The sequence below is a fragment of the Xanthomonas sp. NCPPB 1068 genome, from assembly GCF_041479385.2.
Classification (GTDB): domain Bacteria; phylum Pseudomonadota; class Gammaproteobacteria; order Xanthomonadales; family Xanthomonadaceae; genus Xanthomonas; species Xanthomonas cannabis.
The window spans coordinates 1,343,183-1,359,834 of the sequence record NZ_CM192986.1 but is presented as its reverse complement, the minus strand read 5'-3'; the positions used below and the strand labels follow the sequence as shown (position 1 = coordinate 1,359,834).

The 16,652-nt window shown below is 59.2% G+C and carries 14 protein-coding genes; 1 reads left to right on the top strand and 13 read right to left on the bottom strand.

Annotated elements, in window-relative coordinates; all coding sequences use genetic code 11:
- Window positions 1–217 precede the first annotated feature (217 nt).
- From ACCQ12_RS05880 to ACCQ12_RS05870, 3 genes are all read right to left on the bottom strand, one after another.
- On the bottom strand, window positions 218–1,696 hold the full coding sequence (locus tag ACCQ12_RS05880; protein WP_372383150.1) for a glycoside hydrolase family 30 protein: 1,479 nt from the start codon (window positions 1,694–1,696) through the stop codon (window positions 218–220).
- 303 nt (window positions 1,697–1,999) lie between these two features.
- Window positions 2,000–2,869, bottom strand: coding sequence for an NAD(P)H-hydrate dehydratase (locus ACCQ12_RS05875; protein ID WP_372383149.1), 870 nt, complete (start codon window positions 2,867–2,869; stop codon window positions 2,000–2,002).
- Window positions 2,869–3,648 (bottom strand): histidine phosphatase family protein, encoded by a 780-nt coding sequence (locus ACCQ12_RS05870; protein WP_372383148.1) that lies wholly within the window; start codon window positions 3,646–3,648, stop codon window positions 2,869–2,871. The genes ACCQ12_RS05875 and ACCQ12_RS05870 overlap by 1 nt, the downstream gene beginning before the upstream one ends.
- A 180-nt stretch (window positions 3,649–3,828) precedes the next feature.
- On the opposite strand from ACCQ12_RS05870, the gene ACCQ12_RS05865 reads away from it, so the two are divergent.
- On the top strand, window positions 3,829–4,458 hold the full coding sequence (locus ACCQ12_RS05865; protein WP_372383147.1) for a TetR/AcrR family transcriptional regulator: 630 nt from the start codon (window positions 3,829–3,831) through the stop codon (window positions 4,456–4,458).
- 5 nt (window positions 4,459–4,463) lie between these two features.
- Here the strand turns inward: ACCQ12_RS05865 and ACCQ12_RS05860 are convergent, their stop codons facing one another.
- The 10 genes from ACCQ12_RS05860 to ACCQ12_RS05815 form a co-directional block, all read right to left on the bottom strand.
- On the bottom strand, window positions 4,464–4,733 hold the full coding sequence (locus ACCQ12_RS05860) for an XAC0095 family protein (RefSeq protein ID WP_372383146.1): 270 nt from the start codon (window positions 4,731–4,733) through the stop codon (window positions 4,464–4,466).
- Window positions 4,734–5,060: 327 nt separating this feature from the next.
- Window positions 5,061–7,139 carry a UvrD-helicase domain-containing protein gene (locus ACCQ12_RS05855; protein ID WP_372383145.1) on the bottom strand — a complete coding sequence of 693 codons (2,079 nt, stop codon included), beginning with the start codon at window positions 7,137–7,139 and terminating at the stop codon, window positions 5,061–5,063.
- Window positions 7,140–7,161: 22 nt separating this feature from the next.
- On the bottom strand, window positions 7,162–7,536 hold the full coding sequence (locus ACCQ12_RS05850; protein WP_372383144.1) for a hypothetical protein: 375 nt from the start codon (window positions 7,534–7,536) through the stop codon (window positions 7,162–7,164).
- Window positions 7,533–8,633, bottom strand: a complete 1,101-nt coding sequence (locus tag ACCQ12_RS05845) for a hypothetical protein (RefSeq protein ID WP_372383143.1) — start codon at window positions 8,631–8,633, stop codon at window positions 7,533–7,535. The genes ACCQ12_RS05850 and ACCQ12_RS05845 overlap by 4 nt, the downstream gene beginning before the upstream one ends.
- A gap of 7 nt (window positions 8,634–8,640) precedes the next feature.
- Window positions 8,641–11,511, bottom strand: a complete 2,871-nt coding sequence (locus ACCQ12_RS05840) for a site-specific DNA-methyltransferase (protein ID WP_372383142.1) — start codon at window positions 11,509–11,511, stop codon at window positions 8,641–8,643.
- Window position 11,512: 1 nt separating this feature from the next.
- Window positions 11,513–14,596: a BPTD_3080 family restriction endonuclease gene (locus tag ACCQ12_RS05835; RefSeq protein WP_372383141.1), complete on the bottom strand. Its 3,084-nt coding sequence runs from the start codon at window positions 14,594–14,596 to the stop codon at window positions 11,513–11,515.
- A gap of 73 nt (window positions 14,597–14,669) precedes the next feature.
- Window positions 14,670–14,978, bottom strand: coding sequence for a type II toxin-antitoxin system RelE/ParE family toxin (locus ACCQ12_RS05830; RefSeq protein ID WP_372383140.1), 309 nt, complete (start codon window positions 14,976–14,978; stop codon window positions 14,670–14,672).
- A gap of 6 nt (window positions 14,979–14,984) precedes the next feature.
- Entirely contained in the window at window positions 14,985–15,248 is a 264-nt protein-coding gene (locus ACCQ12_RS05825) for a YlcI/YnfO family protein (protein WP_372383139.1), read from the bottom strand.
- 95 nt (window positions 15,249–15,343) lie between these two features.
- Complete coding sequence (locus ACCQ12_RS05820) at window positions 15,344–16,030, bottom strand: hypothetical protein (RefSeq protein WP_372383138.1); 687 nt, start codon at window positions 16,028–16,030, stop codon at window positions 15,344–15,346.
- Window positions 16,020–16,550 carry a MarR family transcriptional regulator gene (locus ACCQ12_RS05815; protein WP_372383137.1) on the bottom strand — a complete coding sequence of 177 codons (531 nt, stop codon included), beginning with the start codon at window positions 16,548–16,550 and terminating at the stop codon, window positions 16,020–16,022. The genes ACCQ12_RS05820 and ACCQ12_RS05815 overlap by 11 nt, the downstream gene beginning before the upstream one ends.
- Between the last annotated feature and the right edge of the window lie 102 nt (window positions 16,551–16,652).

Genomic DNA, 16,652 nt, shown 5'->3' with positions numbered 1-16,652 from the left:
GCCGTCAGGCGAGTACGCAGACGCTGAGAAAACGCAGTGTACGAATGGCATATGCCGAGTCCGCGCACCGGCTGCGCCCGCCTGGCGGTGAGCGCAGTCGCTTTCTTAGCCGCTCTAAACTATCGAGACGCCTCCCCTTCTCCCACCGGGAGAAGGTGCCCGAAGGGCGGATGAGGGCACGCTTGCTCGCGATCCAAACCAGCCATCGTCGCCCCCCCTACCGCATCAACACCACCGTCTGAATCGCATGCGCCGGAATCTCCAACTCGCTCGACGCCTCACCCACATACAGGTTGTAACGAATCGCCACGTCGCCGGCATTCATCACCACCGTTGCCAATGACCCATCGCGGTTCGCAAATGCGGTGGTCATCAGATTGCTACGGCTGCTAGCCGCACTCACCCGCCGCGCGCCGGGCCGGATGAACTTGGAAAAGTGGCCGATATACCAATAGCTCGGCGTGTACGTGACCTCACCGGTGCGCGTATCTGCATGCACCGGTGCAAAGCAGTAATTGCCCACGTGATTGGGCCCGCCGTGTTGGTCGAGCAGGATGTTCCAGTCGGTCCAGCCCACCGCCCCATGATTGAGGTCGTTGATGATGGCGGTGCCGTAACGTTCGCCATTGGGCCAATACTGCAACTTGGCGGCATCGAACTTTTCCACCGCCGCCTCGGTCAACAGCAGGTGCTTGTCCGGGTACGCCTGCGCCACCGCCGCCACGTTCTCCACCATCGGCTCAAATCCGGCCCAGGTTTCGTACCAGTGGAAGCCCATGCCCCAGGCATATTTGGCCGCTTCCGGGTCGTCGAAGATCACATGCGCGCGGTGCACCATCATGTCGCGGTTGTGGTCCCACACGATGATCTTGCGATCGCCGTAGCCAGCGCTCGCCATGGTCGGCCCCAGGTGGTTCTTCAAGAAATCGCGCTCTTCTTCGGCAGAGAACAGCATCGACTCCCAGGTCTGCACCGCCATCGGTTCGTTCTGCAGGCTGATGCCCCAGATCGGGATACCCGCCTTCTCGTACGCCGCAATGAACCGCGTGTAGTAACGCGCCCAGGCCTGCGCATATTCCGGCAGCAGCTTGCCGCCCTTGAGCATGGTCTTGCTGTCTTTCATGAAGGCCGGCGCGCTCCACGGGCTGGCAAAGGTGGTGAGCGTGCCGCCTGCAGCGGCAATGGCCTGGCGCAACATCGGGATGCGGTACCTGGCATCGTGCTTGACCGAGAAGGTCTTCAGCGCCGCATCGCCCTCCTTGATGTAGGTATAGCTGCCGCTACTGAAGTCCGAACTGTGGATGGTGGTGCGCGCCAACGTATAGCCAATGCCGTTCTGTGGATCGTAGTAGGCGGTGAGCAGCGCGCGTTGCGCACGCTTGGGCAGCTTGGCAAAGGTCTCTGCGCTGGAATCGGTGATGGCCCCGCCAAGCCCCAGCAGTTCCTGAAACTGCCGCTGCGGATTGACGAAGATGGAGTTTTCTTTCTCGGTCAACGCATGCCCGGCGACAGGAGCGGCCGCTGTGCTGGCGCGCATCTGTTGCGTGGCGCCTTGAGAGCTGGTGTAGATACGCAACGCGCCATCGCTGCGCGTCGCTGGCGAGCTCGCATCTGACGCTGCTGGGGTCGCCGCAAGTGCCACGGCCGCGGCTACGGCACTCGCGCTGCCCACCGTGCCCAGTCCCATCCCCAACATTCCCACCACCGACCACGTCATCGCTCGCTTCACTGCGCACCCTCCCAGGTAGATCGCGCCAGCCTAACCGAGCAGCGCGCCGCAACATGGCACAGCAAACGAGCGCAAGCGCGCATCGACCTCCCCTTCTCCCTCTGGGGGGAGAAGGTGGCGCACAGCGCCGGATGAGGGTACGTGCACACGCAGCGGTGACGCCAGCGCGTGATGCATCACAAACAGCGAGGAATATAAGACTTCAATCCGCACCAATCCCGGCAGCCGCACCCTCACCCCAACCCCTCTACCGTAGGGAGAGGGGCTTAATCACCCGCGCGACAAACGATCCAGGATGCCTGGCACTTCCGGCAGAATCTCACGCGCCAGAAACCCCACCGTACCGATGCGCTTTGCGAGCTGTTTGCCCGCAGCCGCATGCACGAACACGCCCCATAGCGCAGCGCTCAGCGCATCGCTACCGCGCGCAGCGAAACCCGCGATCACCCCGGCCAAGGTATCGCCCGACCCGGAGGTGCCCAGACCCGGCACGCCGCCACGGTGAACCCACAGCGCACCGTCCGGCCCGGCGATAAAACTGTCCGCGCCTTTGACGATGACCACGCTGCGCATCTTCTTTGCAAATGCCAGCGCGTACTCACCGGGCGCCGCTTCCACCGCCGCCTTGTCGTCGCCAGCCAATGTCGCCATCTCACCGGCATGCGGCGTCAGCACGAACGGGCGGCCAGGCGGCGCACGCAAGGTGCGCGACAACGCGCCCGCATCCAGCACCAGCGTGCACACCGCCTTCTGCGCAGCGAGCTTCACCAATGCAGCGGTCTTCGAAGACGATGCCATACCCGGCCCGATCACCGCCGCATCGCACGCAGCCAACGCCGCCTCCAGCGCACGATGCCCACGCGTAATCTCGCCCTGCCCGTTTTGCGCCAGCCCCAGCACCAAGGCTTCCGGCACCGCCAACGCCATGCCGGGCGCCACGCTCGCCGCCGTGGCGATCTGCAACTTGCCCGCGCCCGCACGCAATGCCGCCTCGCCCGCCAGCAAGGCCGCACCCGGCACACGCATCGAGCCGCCCACGATCAACACGCGCCCACGCTGCTCCTTATCGCCGCCCGGCGGTGGCAGCGGCATCGCGCGCAGCGCAGCAGCGTTCAACGTGCGCAGGCGAGCGGCGGCCATCAGCGCGCTCCGGCCGGCCGGTCAGATTCGGTGGTTACCGGCTCCTGTGCCAGCTCCGGCGACACGAACTTGGTCCGCACCAACTCTAACGACTGCCCGTCGGCCGCGGCGGCGTATTCGGTGACCCCACAATTAGGCACATCGCCCTCGCGATCGATGCCCAGGATGGTGGCCTCGTCCATGCGCTCGATCAGATAACGGAAGCAATTGACGATCACCTGGTGCCCCACGATCAACACGCGCGCGCCCACATGGTTGCGCTGCAAATCGCCCACAACGCTGCGCAAGCGGAAGATCACATCGCACCAGCTCTCGCCACCCGGCGGGCGAAAGTAGAACTTGCCCACCAACTTGCGTTGCTCCGCCAGCTCCGGAAATGTCGCCAGGATGCCGGCGGTGGTGTAGCGGTCGAGCACGCCAAACTCTTTCTCGCGCAGCCGCTCGTCCACGCTTACCGCAGCGTCCGGCTGACCCAGCGCCCGCGCCACCGCCGCAGCCGTTTGTCGCGCGCGCACATAGGTGGAGCTCAAGATCAAGGTCGGCCGCTCGTGCTCGGGCAAGCCGGCCATCCATGCGCCCAACGCCTCGGCCTGGCGCTCGCCTAATTCCGACAACGGCACATCCGCATCGCGGTGCTCCAGGTCGATCAACGTGGCGCCATTGGACTCGGCCACATCACGCGCCACATTGCCCGCGCTCTGCCCATGCCGCACCACCCACAACCGCGCCGGCCATTGCGCCGACACCCCTGCAACCGCACTGTTCTCACTCACATGCATCTCCTGCAACCGAGCATCACGTGTCGCATAGCGGCCGTGAAAAACCGGTCGATCACCGCATCTGCGGCAACTGCAACGCAGCGCACGCCGCACCCATGACCAATGGCCTACAGCCAAGCGAACGCAACGGATGACTAACGCAACGCCGCTATACTGCAGCCCCCCGCCTACCTGCTCCCCATGTCCAACGTTCTGCTGCTACGCACGGCGAAAGAGCGCGAAGAACTGCGCCTGGAAGAGGTGCTGGACGCCACCGAACAATGCATCGACGAGATTGGCCTGGGCGCCACCAGCTTCGAGCTGATCGCCGAACGCGCCAAGGTTTCCTGCGGCAGCCTGCTGCAGCGCTTCGAAGACAAGGACGCCCTGGTGCGCGCATTGCTGGAGCGCAACTACATGCGTGCCATCCGCCAGATGTGGCTGGTGGAACGCCCGGCCAACGTGCACGTGGTGGATTTCATCGCCGGCCTGCTCGAAGACTGGCTGCTGCAGGAAATCAACATCAAGCGCACCCGCATCGACCTGGAACTGCACCTGGCCACCCTGCGCGACCCGGTGCTGGCTGCCTTCATGCGCCGGCAGAGCGCCTCGCTGATCGAACACCTCAGCGCCCTGCTCAAGCGCCTGCTCCGCGGCCACGCCGACCCGGCCAACAGCGAACAGGAATTCCAGGCCCGCGTCTTCGCCGTCGCCGCCATGTGCGGCGGCCTGCACAACGTCATGACCAGCGGCATGGAACTCAACCGCATGCACCTGCAGCTGATCCTGCGGGAGAGTCTGTCGGGGATTTTGAAGTCTGCGCCGGTGTAGGAGCGCTACTTCTTTCCGCCTGATTCTTCCAGACTCGCCGGCCACTGCACTTGCTTCAGCGCATGGGTCATCTGATCGGCAAGCAGCTCAAGACAAAACGCCAACTCGTCCATGCAGATGGCTGGCTGCCTAGCTCGCTCTTCAGCCTGCGTGCGTGGCTGCGCCAGGCGCGCCAAAAAGCGCATATGGTCGCGCAGCTGCTGCAAGCGGTACTGCGCGCCTTCTGGTAGGTAATAGCCCGGGTGTGACTGCGCATCGCGTACGACATCCGACATGGCCTGCTCCTCATTCCATGGAATCAGCCCGCCCGCCGCAAGGCGGCGGACGGGAAGTCGGGAGGCTCGAAACCGCGTATAGCCGGCGGGCGTATTCCCCTTGCGGGTGTTGTATTAGCCGCCCTCCCGACGCAGGCATCACGTCGGTTGCACCCCTAAACAAGCAGGCACAAAAAACCCACCGGCTTGTCGGAGGTGGGTACCGCTATACGTGGAGTTTCGAGGCTCCGTGCACCTAGATTGCTACCCAAACTGCAATGAGTCAAGACGACGCGCGAAAGCCGCATTCGGATGCCGATTCTCTGAAGAAATCCAAAATTAGCACGGTTACTTTTGCACTAGGTCCCGCAGAAACTCAGACTCTGGCTTCACTGCCGAAACGAGTAGCTGATCACGGGCACGGGTACAAGCCACGTACAGCAACTGGCGCTCGGTATTGTAGATTTCGGTCAAATCGGCTTCGTCGGCGGCAGTATCGATGCGCGCCTGTGAAGGAATGATTTCATCATCGCAGGCAATCACCCCGACCACGCGGAATTCCATACCCTTAGCCAGATGCATGGTGGTGATGCTGACGAAGCCCTCTTCCGTCGCCATGTCCTTGCCAAGCACGCGCCCCCGCAGGTCCGCGACCTTTACCGCCGCCTGTGCGCGAGACAGTTCGCTTTCGGATCGAACGAAGACACCGATCTCCTGCGGCAGCACGCCACTGCGGTTGCATTGCTTCAACCATGCGCCGACTGCTTGGATTTCTGCCTCAGCATCGGCATAGCTGCAGATGGTCGGCTCCGGCCCATTGAAAACGGAAATCGTGCCCTTGCGGCTTTCGACGTTTCCGTCCACATCGGATACCTCGGGGCCGAGCAGACGATCGGCCTGCGAGCGAATCTGGTGCGAGGTGCGGTAGTTGATATTGAGCGTGCGCGATCGACCACGCACATCAACACCCAAATGTTTCCACGAGAAGGGCGTCTGGAAGATGCGTTGGCCGAGGTCACCGGCGAAGAAGAGCGCATTGGCGCGGTTGCCACCAATCGCTGCGAGGAAGCGCAATTGTTGCACGCTGATATCCTGCGCTTCATCCACCACGATGTAATCAAATACCGGATGTTTGCGACTAGGCATGACTTCGGCCAGCTTGGCGAACATTTCGGCAGTAGTGATCTTGCCGGCCTGTTTCAATTGCGCCTGCACCTGGGTGAAAACCTGCCAATACAACGCTCGCTGCGCCTCCGGCAAACGTGTCTTGCGCCCTAACCGCTTGGCATCGCGGTAAGCCTCCCAGCTTTCCACTTGCCATGTATCCACCACGTCGTCCCATTCGGACAGCAAAAACGCAGCGTTGGCTTTCAGGCCATCGACCTGCGTAGCAGCTGACTTCAGCAGAGAGGAAGTTTCATCACGACTGGCAAATACCGGCTTGCCGAATTCCGCCGCGTATAAGCGGATACCAAGAGCATCCATGGCAAATACGTCGATACGTTCACCTAGCTTCGGCGCGTTCCAGATCAGCCGATACAGATTGCCGCGCAAGGCGTTGGCCAACGTGTCCGAAAACGTGGAAAGAAGGACGCGTGCGTCTTCGTCCTGTTGCACCAGATGCACAGCCCGGTGCAAGGCAACCACTGTCTTGCCCGTACCCGCCGAGCCAGACACACGCGCCGCACCGTTGTAATGACGCTCGACAAGTTGCCGTTGTGCCGGATGCAGGAACACTGTCCACTTGTCCCACGGGTATTCCAAGGCGCGAGCCAGCTCGTCCATATCGGACATGACGCGGAAGCGACGCTGCGCGTCCGGGTGCTGGAACGGATCCGCGCCCTTACCCGCCACCTCCGGCAACGCCGGCGTGCCACCGGTCGCCAGTTCAAGCAGGGCTTCTGCCGCCTCACCGGGAAGATGATGAGCCAGCTCAAGCAGCGAATCCTCGTCGGCAGCTTTCACGTCGGCAAGCCAATCCTGCGGCACCCCATAGGCCAGCAGTTGGTCGTCACCATGTTTCGCGAACAGTTTCGGCTTCCGCCACGTGGCAGGCCTGCTGTCCTCGACGTACTTCGGAACGAGGATCTCCTCGACACGCTCGCGAACTTCGACAAGCTGCGCTGCGCCGGTGGTCGGGTGCACTTCCAGCTTCCGCCGCTCGGCCCATTGATAGGCCTTATCGTGGTGATCGACATAGCAGAGCAGCAGACTGCCAGCGGTCTTGTGGACGATCAGGCGAATATCGCGGCTGACACGCACCGACCAGAAGTTCGGATCTTTGGCTCTGTCGAGCTTATGGAAGCTCATGCCGTTACCGACAGGATCCACCTGCAAATCGAAGGCAGTGGTCTTGGCTGCCTTTTGCTCATCGCCGGTCAAGCGCGCAAGACTAGTGGTAAAGGTGTCGGCGATGCGGAATTCCATCAGTTCCTCTCAATTCTGGCAATTACGCTGCGCGGTACTGGCTACCGCGATCCACCGCAAATTTTTTCAGTTTCTTCGCCAGCTTCCGACACTCTTTTTCGGTGACCACGTTGAAATTAATAATCGCGTGCGCTGGATTCCCGGGGACGGGATCGGGCTGATGTATCAGCCCAACCGATGCGGCCTCTGCGCCACTGACAGCCCACACACCAACTGACTCCAAACCGAGATCCAGTGTGTAATGATGATGCGATGCTTCCGCGGTAGTCTGATCGCCATCGTAAATGGACAGCTTTCCGTCATCCTTTGGGAAGGGAAAAAAAGCCTGACTGGAGACTTCGCCATCGGGAAAAAAATTCGGATGCACCTGGCGCAGCAATAAGGTCTGATCGTTCATGCCTGCTGCACCTTGATGGTGTCATTCAAGAACGCGAACAGGGATTTCCAGCCGACAGGATCCAGATTGAAGTCTCTCTCCACGTCCTCCTCATCGGCTCCGAACGCATGGTAACTGGCCTGCAAGTTCGTCAAGTCGATGTCCAACGACGGGTCACCTTCGACTTTCCATTCGAGCAAAAGATTGCCATCCTGCTTTGGAACAATTATGGGTAACGGTAATTTATCCGGGTAATCAGCGATTATTTTTTCAGAGACACCAGACAGCCTGTCGGCATCTGGAGCCAGACCACTACCCGCAAACCAGCCACTTTCCAGCTGGGAGATCTCGTCGAACCGTGCCGAGATGGCGTAGTTCTTGGTGACTTCCAGTGACTCGATGGAAATTATTTTTTGCAGGCGTTCGTAAGAGTCGTAAGCACCTACGCCTACCACGCTAATCTGATGACGCTCGCGCCCCCCATAGATGCGAGCCGTGTTATGAAACGAGTCCACCATGGGAATAACAACGGCCGGACTATTGTCTACCGGCTTCAGGCGAAATGACGATTTGGCGAAATCGACCTCTTCAATGTAGCCATTGAGCAAGATTTCTCGCTCATATACCTGATCCGCAGCCAGCACCAGTTGCTTGCGTTTGTCCTGCGTTAGGCGGGCCGGATTGCCGATTTGAAGTGGCAACTCTAAAGCTTCGTCGGCACGCAAAGAGCGTCCGAACTGATTGAAGTGCCCTAACAATTCTTTCGGAAATGCATCTGGCAATGCAGTAACCGGTGCTGCGATACACTCAGCCACCAAATCACGGGCACGCTCGAAATAATCTCTCTCACCGCCTTGCAGGGCAAGCGCTCCAGCAATGACCAGCGCCAGCATCGGCTTGGTGCTACCTTCGTCGATTCGCTCAATATCCAAGCGGAAACCCGCTTCAAAGCCCTTGGGCACACGCTGACGTCCTGGGTGCTCCTGCAAATATAGATGCTTGGCCAGTTCGACAATTAGACGTTCATAGGCCGCCAGATCACGAGCCACGTCGACAGGCAATGTATGCTCGTCAAAGCGTGCGCCAGTGAACTTGGGCTGGGAGAAGTCGATCTTCATATATCTTCTAGCTTACCTTGAAAACCTTCATCACCTCATCACCGAGGTGATTGATGACCTTAACCGCAAACCGACCGTTACTCGGTTTCGGGAAAGGGCGCGAGGTGTCACAGTTGAGCGTTGCCCAAGCGTCGGGGTCGATTTCAGCTTTGAGGGTAGTCTTCAAAGCCTTGTACGGGTCATTCGCGCCGAGGAAGTAGGCATGGCGGACGAAGAAGGATTCCTCATTGTAGTCGGTGTCCAAAAACCAGCAAGCGATGCCGTCCGCCCCGTCGCTACGCACTTCACCGGTGCTGGGGTGGAACACATCCACGCCATTGATGCGCACCACCAGTTGCCCGTCAGCAGGCACCTCAATAACGTCACGCTTGCCATCGTATCGGCGGATGCTGTGGCCCTGTGTGTCCAGCACATCCACATCCGGCTCGCCGAAGATCACGAACAGGTTACCCTTGCCGGTGTTCTTCAGATCTTCGGCCATGTGAAGGTCAGCGTTCATGCGCGCTTTGAGCACGTTAATGCGGCCCAGCTTGCTGAACTCGCTGGCCGGTGCGTCAAAGTTAAAGGCACAGGCAATGAGCACATCGAAATTGGCGTCGCCGGCCTCGCGGGCAGCATCGACCAGGTCAACACGAGTGACGGTACCAAATTCTGGACCGACCAGAATGCCAGCACGCTTCACTTGTCCGCTTTCCAGATAGTGGCCTTCGGCACAGACCAGCTCGCCCGGCCACGGCTCCAATGAGGTGAATTCGATCTTGTCGACCTTGTGCGCCTGCTGCACGCCGGCGGTGCGCAGATTGGCCAAGATCAGACTGACGAAATCTTGTCCGTACTCCGCCTGGGTGTCGGCCACATGATCGATCAGGTTGTCTTCCTCGTCCACGCCCAGCACACGGTGCGGCGATAGCGACTCAACAGTGAAGGGACCTGCCACGCGCACACGCTTTTTGTCCTCGTACGGTTTGTCGTATAGGAACTCAAACTCGGCCTTGGCAGCAATGGAGGCGTCGATTTCCTTCTGCCGTGCGATCCGTTGCTCCCACCAGTCGGCGTGCAGCTTCTTGGCCGCATCGTTCCACTTGGCATCGAGCTCGCGCGGGATTTCCCATTCTTGCCAGTTTTTTTTCAGCGCGTTGTTGAGTTGATCGCGCAGCGGTTCCAGCACCGTCTGGAACTTGTCCCAAATGACGTCGATCTCGGCATTATTGGCGATGGATTTGAGCGCAATATGCGGCACACGCTCATAGACGAAGCCATGGGCGATATTGCCAAAGGTAGGTTTGCTGGACGGTGTGCTGCGGGTGATCTGGGCTTCCTTTAACTGGCCCTCAGGGCTATCGGCCAACAGGTAGAATGGGTAGCGCGCGCCCATAATGCGGGCACGGGCCAATGCCAACGCAACGCGACTGGTGTCAACCGTAATCCAACGGCGGCCCCATTGCTCCGCGACGTAAGCAGTGGTACCTGAACCACATGTCGGGTCTAGGACTAAGTCGCCTGGATCGGACGCCATCAGGATGCACCGCTCTAATACCCTTTCATTGGTTTGGACGACGTAAATCTTCCCTTGAGCACCCGCCAAGCTTTCGGTCCAGATGTTTGAAGATGCTGTTGATGGCGAATCGTCGAACCCTTCAATATAGAAAGGCCGCGACACGCTTGGGTTTACACGTCCTGCTTTATAGAGACGATTCCTTCCTAATTCATGAGTCCTCCAATGACGGCCTTGTCCCGGCAAGTAAGCTGAACCGCAAACACTCCAAATAACCTGCGAATTACCAGAATCGCCGTCTTGGGTCAGAGTAATATCGCTTCGGAACGGACGCCAGCCCTCTGCAAAGAGCGAGGGGTCCTCTCGCCATTTCTTTGGTATCTTCTGCACTCCACTTGGCGTGAAGGCCTTCGTGTACTTCGAATAATCAACTTCAAAAAGGCTTGCTGGCCGAAACGACTTTTTATGTTTATTTTTTTTTATATCCTTAGCAAAAAGAACGAGATAATCAGAAATATTTGAGACATTGTCTGACTCTAAGTAGTGAGTTTTTTTAAACGTAATGATAGAGATAAAGTTCTCATCACCAAATACCTCATCCATTATGGCGCGCACACGATGCAAATTCTCATCGCCAATTTGCACAAAAATTGAGCCAGTATCCGTCAATAAATCCCTTGCCACATTTAGCCGATCCCGAAGATAGGTCAGATAACTGTGAATTCCATTACGCCATGTATCCCGGAATGCTTTAACTTGCTCAGGTTCACGAGTGACCTTATCTGGCGCATCGTTACTATTGCTTCGATCAGCAGTACTCCACTGAAAGTTGCTATTGAATTTGATCCCATAAGGAGGGTCGAAATAGATACACTGCACCTTGCCCCGCAACCCTTCGCGTTCTGCCAGCGAGGCCATCACCTGCAAACTGTCGCCCAGGATCATCCTGTTCTGCCAATGTCCCTCGTGCTGATAGAACTCGGTGCGATCCGCGCCTTCTGGCAGACCATTGAAGTCGCCGAACAGGTCCAGCGCGCTGGTCTGCGACGCAGCGGCTTCGCTGACGCGCCGAAGATCGTCGATCAGCACCTTGGGCTTCACCTTCTCTTGGATGTAGAGTGGCGGCGCATTAACAACCAGATCTGACCAGTCCTGTTGATCCTTGCCTCGCCAAACAAGTTGCGGGTCGAGGTCGCGGTTGCGCTGGGCCTTTTCGTCGTCCATTCCGTTGTTACCGCGCGGGTATTTCACCTTCACCGGTGCCTGTTCGTGGTGCTGCATCACCGACTGATGCTCCACGGTCGGGATATTCTTGCGTTTGGCCTCGGTGTGCGTGATCTGCTCGATACTCTTGCCGGGCGTCTGCGTTTTTTTGGTTCCCATCTCAGTACTCCTTGTTTCCCGCCGCAGGCGTAGCTTTTTCAATTATTTGGTTAAACTTCGCCTCGACCTCTTTCGCGAAGTCATCCTGCATTTCGTACACGTCGCCGAACTCGGCGAAGGCCCAGCGACCGTGGGCGCCGAGGTGGTTCACGCCGGGAATCCAATAGGTGTCCATGGTGGACTTCTTCTCCTTCGCATCTTCGCGCCGGTAACCCTTGATCTCAACGATCAGGTTCAGTGGATCCTCCTTGCCGCGACCATCGTCCACTCGGACGATGAAGTCTGGGATGTAGATGCGGTTGGCCGAGCCAAAGCGGTAAGGTACTTCCAGGCCGAGATTATGGTTCTTGGTGTAGGCCAGCACCTTGGGATGCGATTCGGCAATGCGGCAGAATTCCCCTTCCCAGCCACTGTCCAGAATCACCCAATTGACTTGGTTTTTCGGCTGGTTCTCCACGCCGAGGGTTTCCCAGCGTTCACTGCCCGGACGAGAAGTGTTGAAACGCACGTGCGCGGTGCTGCCGGTCGGATTGAATGGATCGAGGATGGCGTTGACCTGCCTGCCCTTCTCCAGTTCCTTCGCAGTGATGCCCTTGGTGATGCGCTGGCAGGCCATATCTGCCAGTTCGCGGTACATCAACTGCGCCGGGTAGGTGCCACCCTTACATTCCAGGCACTGGTCCAGCCACTGGCGCACGATACGCTTGAGCTGCCCGAACAAGGCAATCGGTGCATCCTGACCTAGATCACGCCAATGCTGGAACAGCAGATGCTTGGTCAACTCCATCAGTAGGGTGGACTGGCGCACGTCCCCTAGATGCTTGATATCCAGCTCCACCGCTTCGCCAATGATGCCGGCGTTGTGGGTTCTGGTCGCACCAACCATGTCGGGCGTCAGGCTGAGGTGGTGATCGTCGTTGAATTCTGCTTCGAGTTGTTCATCTGGCAGTTCGACGCGATAGCCTTGTACGCGCGGGAACCAGATTTCCAGATGATCGCGTTCCGGACGCAGTGCCTTGACTGTGATGGTTTCGCGGGGCTTGGGCGGCGTGACGACGACAGGCTCTGCTGTGAAGTCGAAGGGTATGCCGAATATGTCAGCGTACTCCACGTCGAAGAGACCTTGCTCGTTCAGCTCATAGGACTGGCGACGCAGGGCACGGCCGATCACCTGCTCACACAGCAGCTGAGTACCAAAGGCACGCACGCCGAGGATGTGGGTAACTGTATTGGCATCCCAGCCTTCCGTGAGCATCGACACCGACACTACACAGCGGATTTGTTCACCCAAGCGGCCCTGCTTGCCAACGGTGTTCATCACCTCGCGCAGCAATTCGCTGTCACTCAGGTTCTCAGCCTGGCGGCGATCGCCGGTGCGCTCGATGATTTCGCGCTTGAAGCGTTCGATCTCGTAGGCCGCCATCCCCCGGAAGTTATCGTCCAGCGCCTCGCCGGATTCGAGTTGCTCGCTGTCTATCAGCAGGGTGTTAGGACGTGCTAACGGACCGTGTTCATCATGGTTTCGGAACAATTCAAGCCTGCCGGGTACAGGCTTGATGAAGCCATTCTCATCCGTGCGCTCAAAACCGGAGATGTAATCAAACACCAATTTTGAAGTCGCTGTGTTGTTGCACACCACGATAAAGCACGGTGGCACTTGAATCCCCGCCTGCTTCCACGCTTCGTACGTTTTGAGGTAGTGGCCGTACAGGGCTTCCAGTGCGGTCTGCAATTCCACCGGAATGGCCAGTGGATCGAGCTGGGCGTTCTTGCCGCGCCCCTTCTTCGGCATCTTCTTGCCTATGTGCTTCCAGAGCTCACGATAGATAGGCATTTCCGCACCGGGAATGTTGTCGGCAACCGGCACGCGCGGCAACTTGACGATGCCGCATTCGATAGCGTCCATCAGCGAGAAATCGCTCATCGTCCACGGAAAGAGCGTGCCCTCCACATAGCCAGAGCCGGCCAGGAAGAAAGGCGTTGCAGACAGGTCCATCACCTGCTGCAGCCCCAGCTTGCGGTTGACCGCTTCTAGGCCAGAAATCCAAAGCCGAGCGGCTTCATTGTTGTCCTCGGCTTCTGCTTTCTGATCTTTATCGAGATCTTCGTCGTCTACGACAGCGTGCGGCTTCTCCCGATAGCAATGGTGTGCCTCGTCGTTGATGGCAAGAATATTCTTCAGCCCCATCAATTCCGGCATGACTCGATGGAGCATCTGTCCCTCGGTTTCCAGCGTTTCCAGCTCGCTGCCGGTGCGGCCTTGCAACAGGCGGCGGCCGCCCTTGGACAGCTCCATGCGTTCACGTCGCTTGAAAGCGTGGTAATTGGTGATAACGATCTTGGCCTTGTCCAAATCGGCCAGCATGTCGCGTGGCACGATTTCGCGGTTGGCGTAGTAGCTGTCTGCATCATTGGGCAATAGCACACGCAAACGATCCTTGATGGTCAGGCCAGGAGCGACCAGCAAGAAACCACGAGTGAATTTCTTGCTCTGCGGATGCCGTACGGCATTAACCGTCTGCCACGCAATGAGCATGGCCATGACCGTGGTCTTGCCTGCACCAGTCGCCAGCTTCAGCGCCAAACGCATCAAGCCGGGATTAGCATCAGTGCTGGCCTTTTTCAGGTGATCGAGGAAGCGCTCGCCGTTCTTTCCAAGCTGTGGAGCGACCTCGGTCAACCAGATGGCGGTCTCGGCCGCTTCTACTTGGCAAAAGAATGGGCGCACACCGGCGAACTTGTGGTTGCGCCAATGTTCCAGTAATCGTGCTGTTTCAGGGGTGACGCGCCACTGCGCAGGTGGCAAGAGACGCCAAGCATCGACCTCCCGCCGCACCGAATTGATTAGCTCAGAGTGTCGGTAGCGCTGCCCGTCATCAGCCAGGCTCTCAACTTCATCCAGCGCCAGGGTAGCCTGCTCGCCCTGGTGCCGACGTGGCTTTGGAATCGGACTAACGAAGCTGGATGCTCGGCGAGATTCGACTACTTGCTGTGTAGGTTGCCCCTTTTCGTCGAGCTCCCAGTGCAAAGACGGGTAACCGTATGGAGAATTGAGAATAGGCTGCTTGAAAAACTGGTCACTCACTATCTTTAACCCCTGATTTTTGCCCTACCCGGGCATCGACTCTTACGCCAAGAGGTGGACGCAGGTGCCCAACTCAATGATAGTCGTCTTCACGCTGATGCCTGACTGCCAAAACGGTGACGACCTGATCGCTTTCCACCTCGAACAGCAGCACATAGCCACCGGCATCGAAGCCGATCACCAGCTCCCGCAAGAACGGGTCTGCCACCCCCGCCTTGCGGCAGCTCAACGGGGCCAGTTCAAGCACGGTGACGCCATCGCGGATGGCCTGCAGCGCGCGCTCGGCCACGGTGAAGTCGCCTTCGGCACGCTGTAGCAGCCAGTCGTAAAGACGCGCGAGATCTTCGCGCGCTTCCTGGGTGAAGCGGACAGAAAATCCCACGCTGGCTTAGCCCTTACGCGCCTTGTCCAGTTGGGACTGCAGCCCGGCCAGCATATCCTTCGCGTCGATGTAGTGGCCCGCCGCCCTGGCGCTGTCACGCGACGCCAGCCCGCGTGCAATGAAGGCTTCCTGCTGCTGGCGCTGCTGCACCTGGGCACGCACGGAGTACTCGACGAAGCTGGACAGCGTCTCACCCTCCTGCAACACGGCTTCGGCCGCTTCGCGCAGCGCGGGATCTACCCGGAGCGATGGAAGAGATGCGGATTTCATGGCAGACCCAGTGCGTTGCAATTGCGATGCATCATCGCAAGCGAGCGCCGGTGCTTCAAGGTTTTCTTTATAGACCTAACCCGACGATGCCGCAGCTACGCTGATGCAATAGTGCGTAGGCGCTGAAGCACCACGCTTGCGCGCTCCGGTTCGGCGACCAACCCCGGCAACGCGTTCACAAACGCCGGGTTATCCACTAGCCCCTCGAACACGTCGGCAACCCAATGCCGAAGGTCTGCATGCTCCACGGCAAACTCTTCCACCAGCTCGGCCCGGCCATCGACGACATTGAGGACGTCCTCCAGGTCGTGACTGGCAAGGAAGTCGCTGTTGCCTCGGGTAACGAAGGCTTCGAGCTTGGTTGCCACGAATGCAGTCGCTGTGACCAAGCGGATGGACAGGCGATCGCTCAAGGCCACCACTTGGGACGTCTCTACCGCATGGGCGTACCAGCGGTTGGAAAAGCCAAGCACGCCGGCATCCACCGGCATCAGGTCGAAGAGGACGCCCGACGCTTCGTGTACCCAGCGGCAGACAACACCGCTGCGCATCTCGCGCGCAAAGCCCTGCGATTCCACGCGCGCCTCGATACCGCGGAACCGGGCCCAATCAAGATTGACCACCGCATCGACGTCATAGGTGGCGCGGACACTTTCCGCCAATGGATCGGATACCAGCAGTCCAACAACTGCCCCGCCAAGAAATACTACGTGGTCGCGAAGTTCGCCCAGTGCATCCGCAATCACCAGCAGATGCGGCAAATTGGGATCATCAGAGCGCATCGCCAAGCCCCAGCAATTGTTTGAGATAGCGCGCTGCCAGCGTGCGCTCGCGGGCGCGCCCGCTACGCAGGGCGTCCTGCAGCGCCAGCAATTGGTGCAAGGCAGGGTCGGCCAGCGCAGCGTTGGGCACACCGGCCGACAACGGCGACAAGCTGGGGCCTTTGGCTGTGCCCTGCGCGCTTGGCCACACCGGTGCCTCCCCTGGGACGCTGGCAATCGCAGTGGACAGTGGGGGCACGCCAAAGGCCGTAGGAATGCCACGCCTGAGCGGCCCGATCACGGCAGGAAAGGCATAACGCACGCCATGTACCGCAAACTCATGCAAAGCAGTGCGCACCGTCTCCCACTCGCCGCGGCTTTTTTCCAGCGCCAGGCCGGATGCCACAGCGCGCTTGACGCTGCGATGCACCTGGGAGGCGCTCATGCCCAGCGCTTCTCCAAGGGATGCATAGGTCCAGGCCTGGCCAGCCTGGGCGACCTGCTTGTACAGCACCACCAGATCCTGGGGCTTCAGTTCCACGGCCAAGCTCGCCTTATTCCATATTCCGAAATATGGAATATCCAGCCAACGAGCTGTTTTTGCAAGCAGTCGTCGCTAAGTGCCCTGACTAAACGAGGGTCT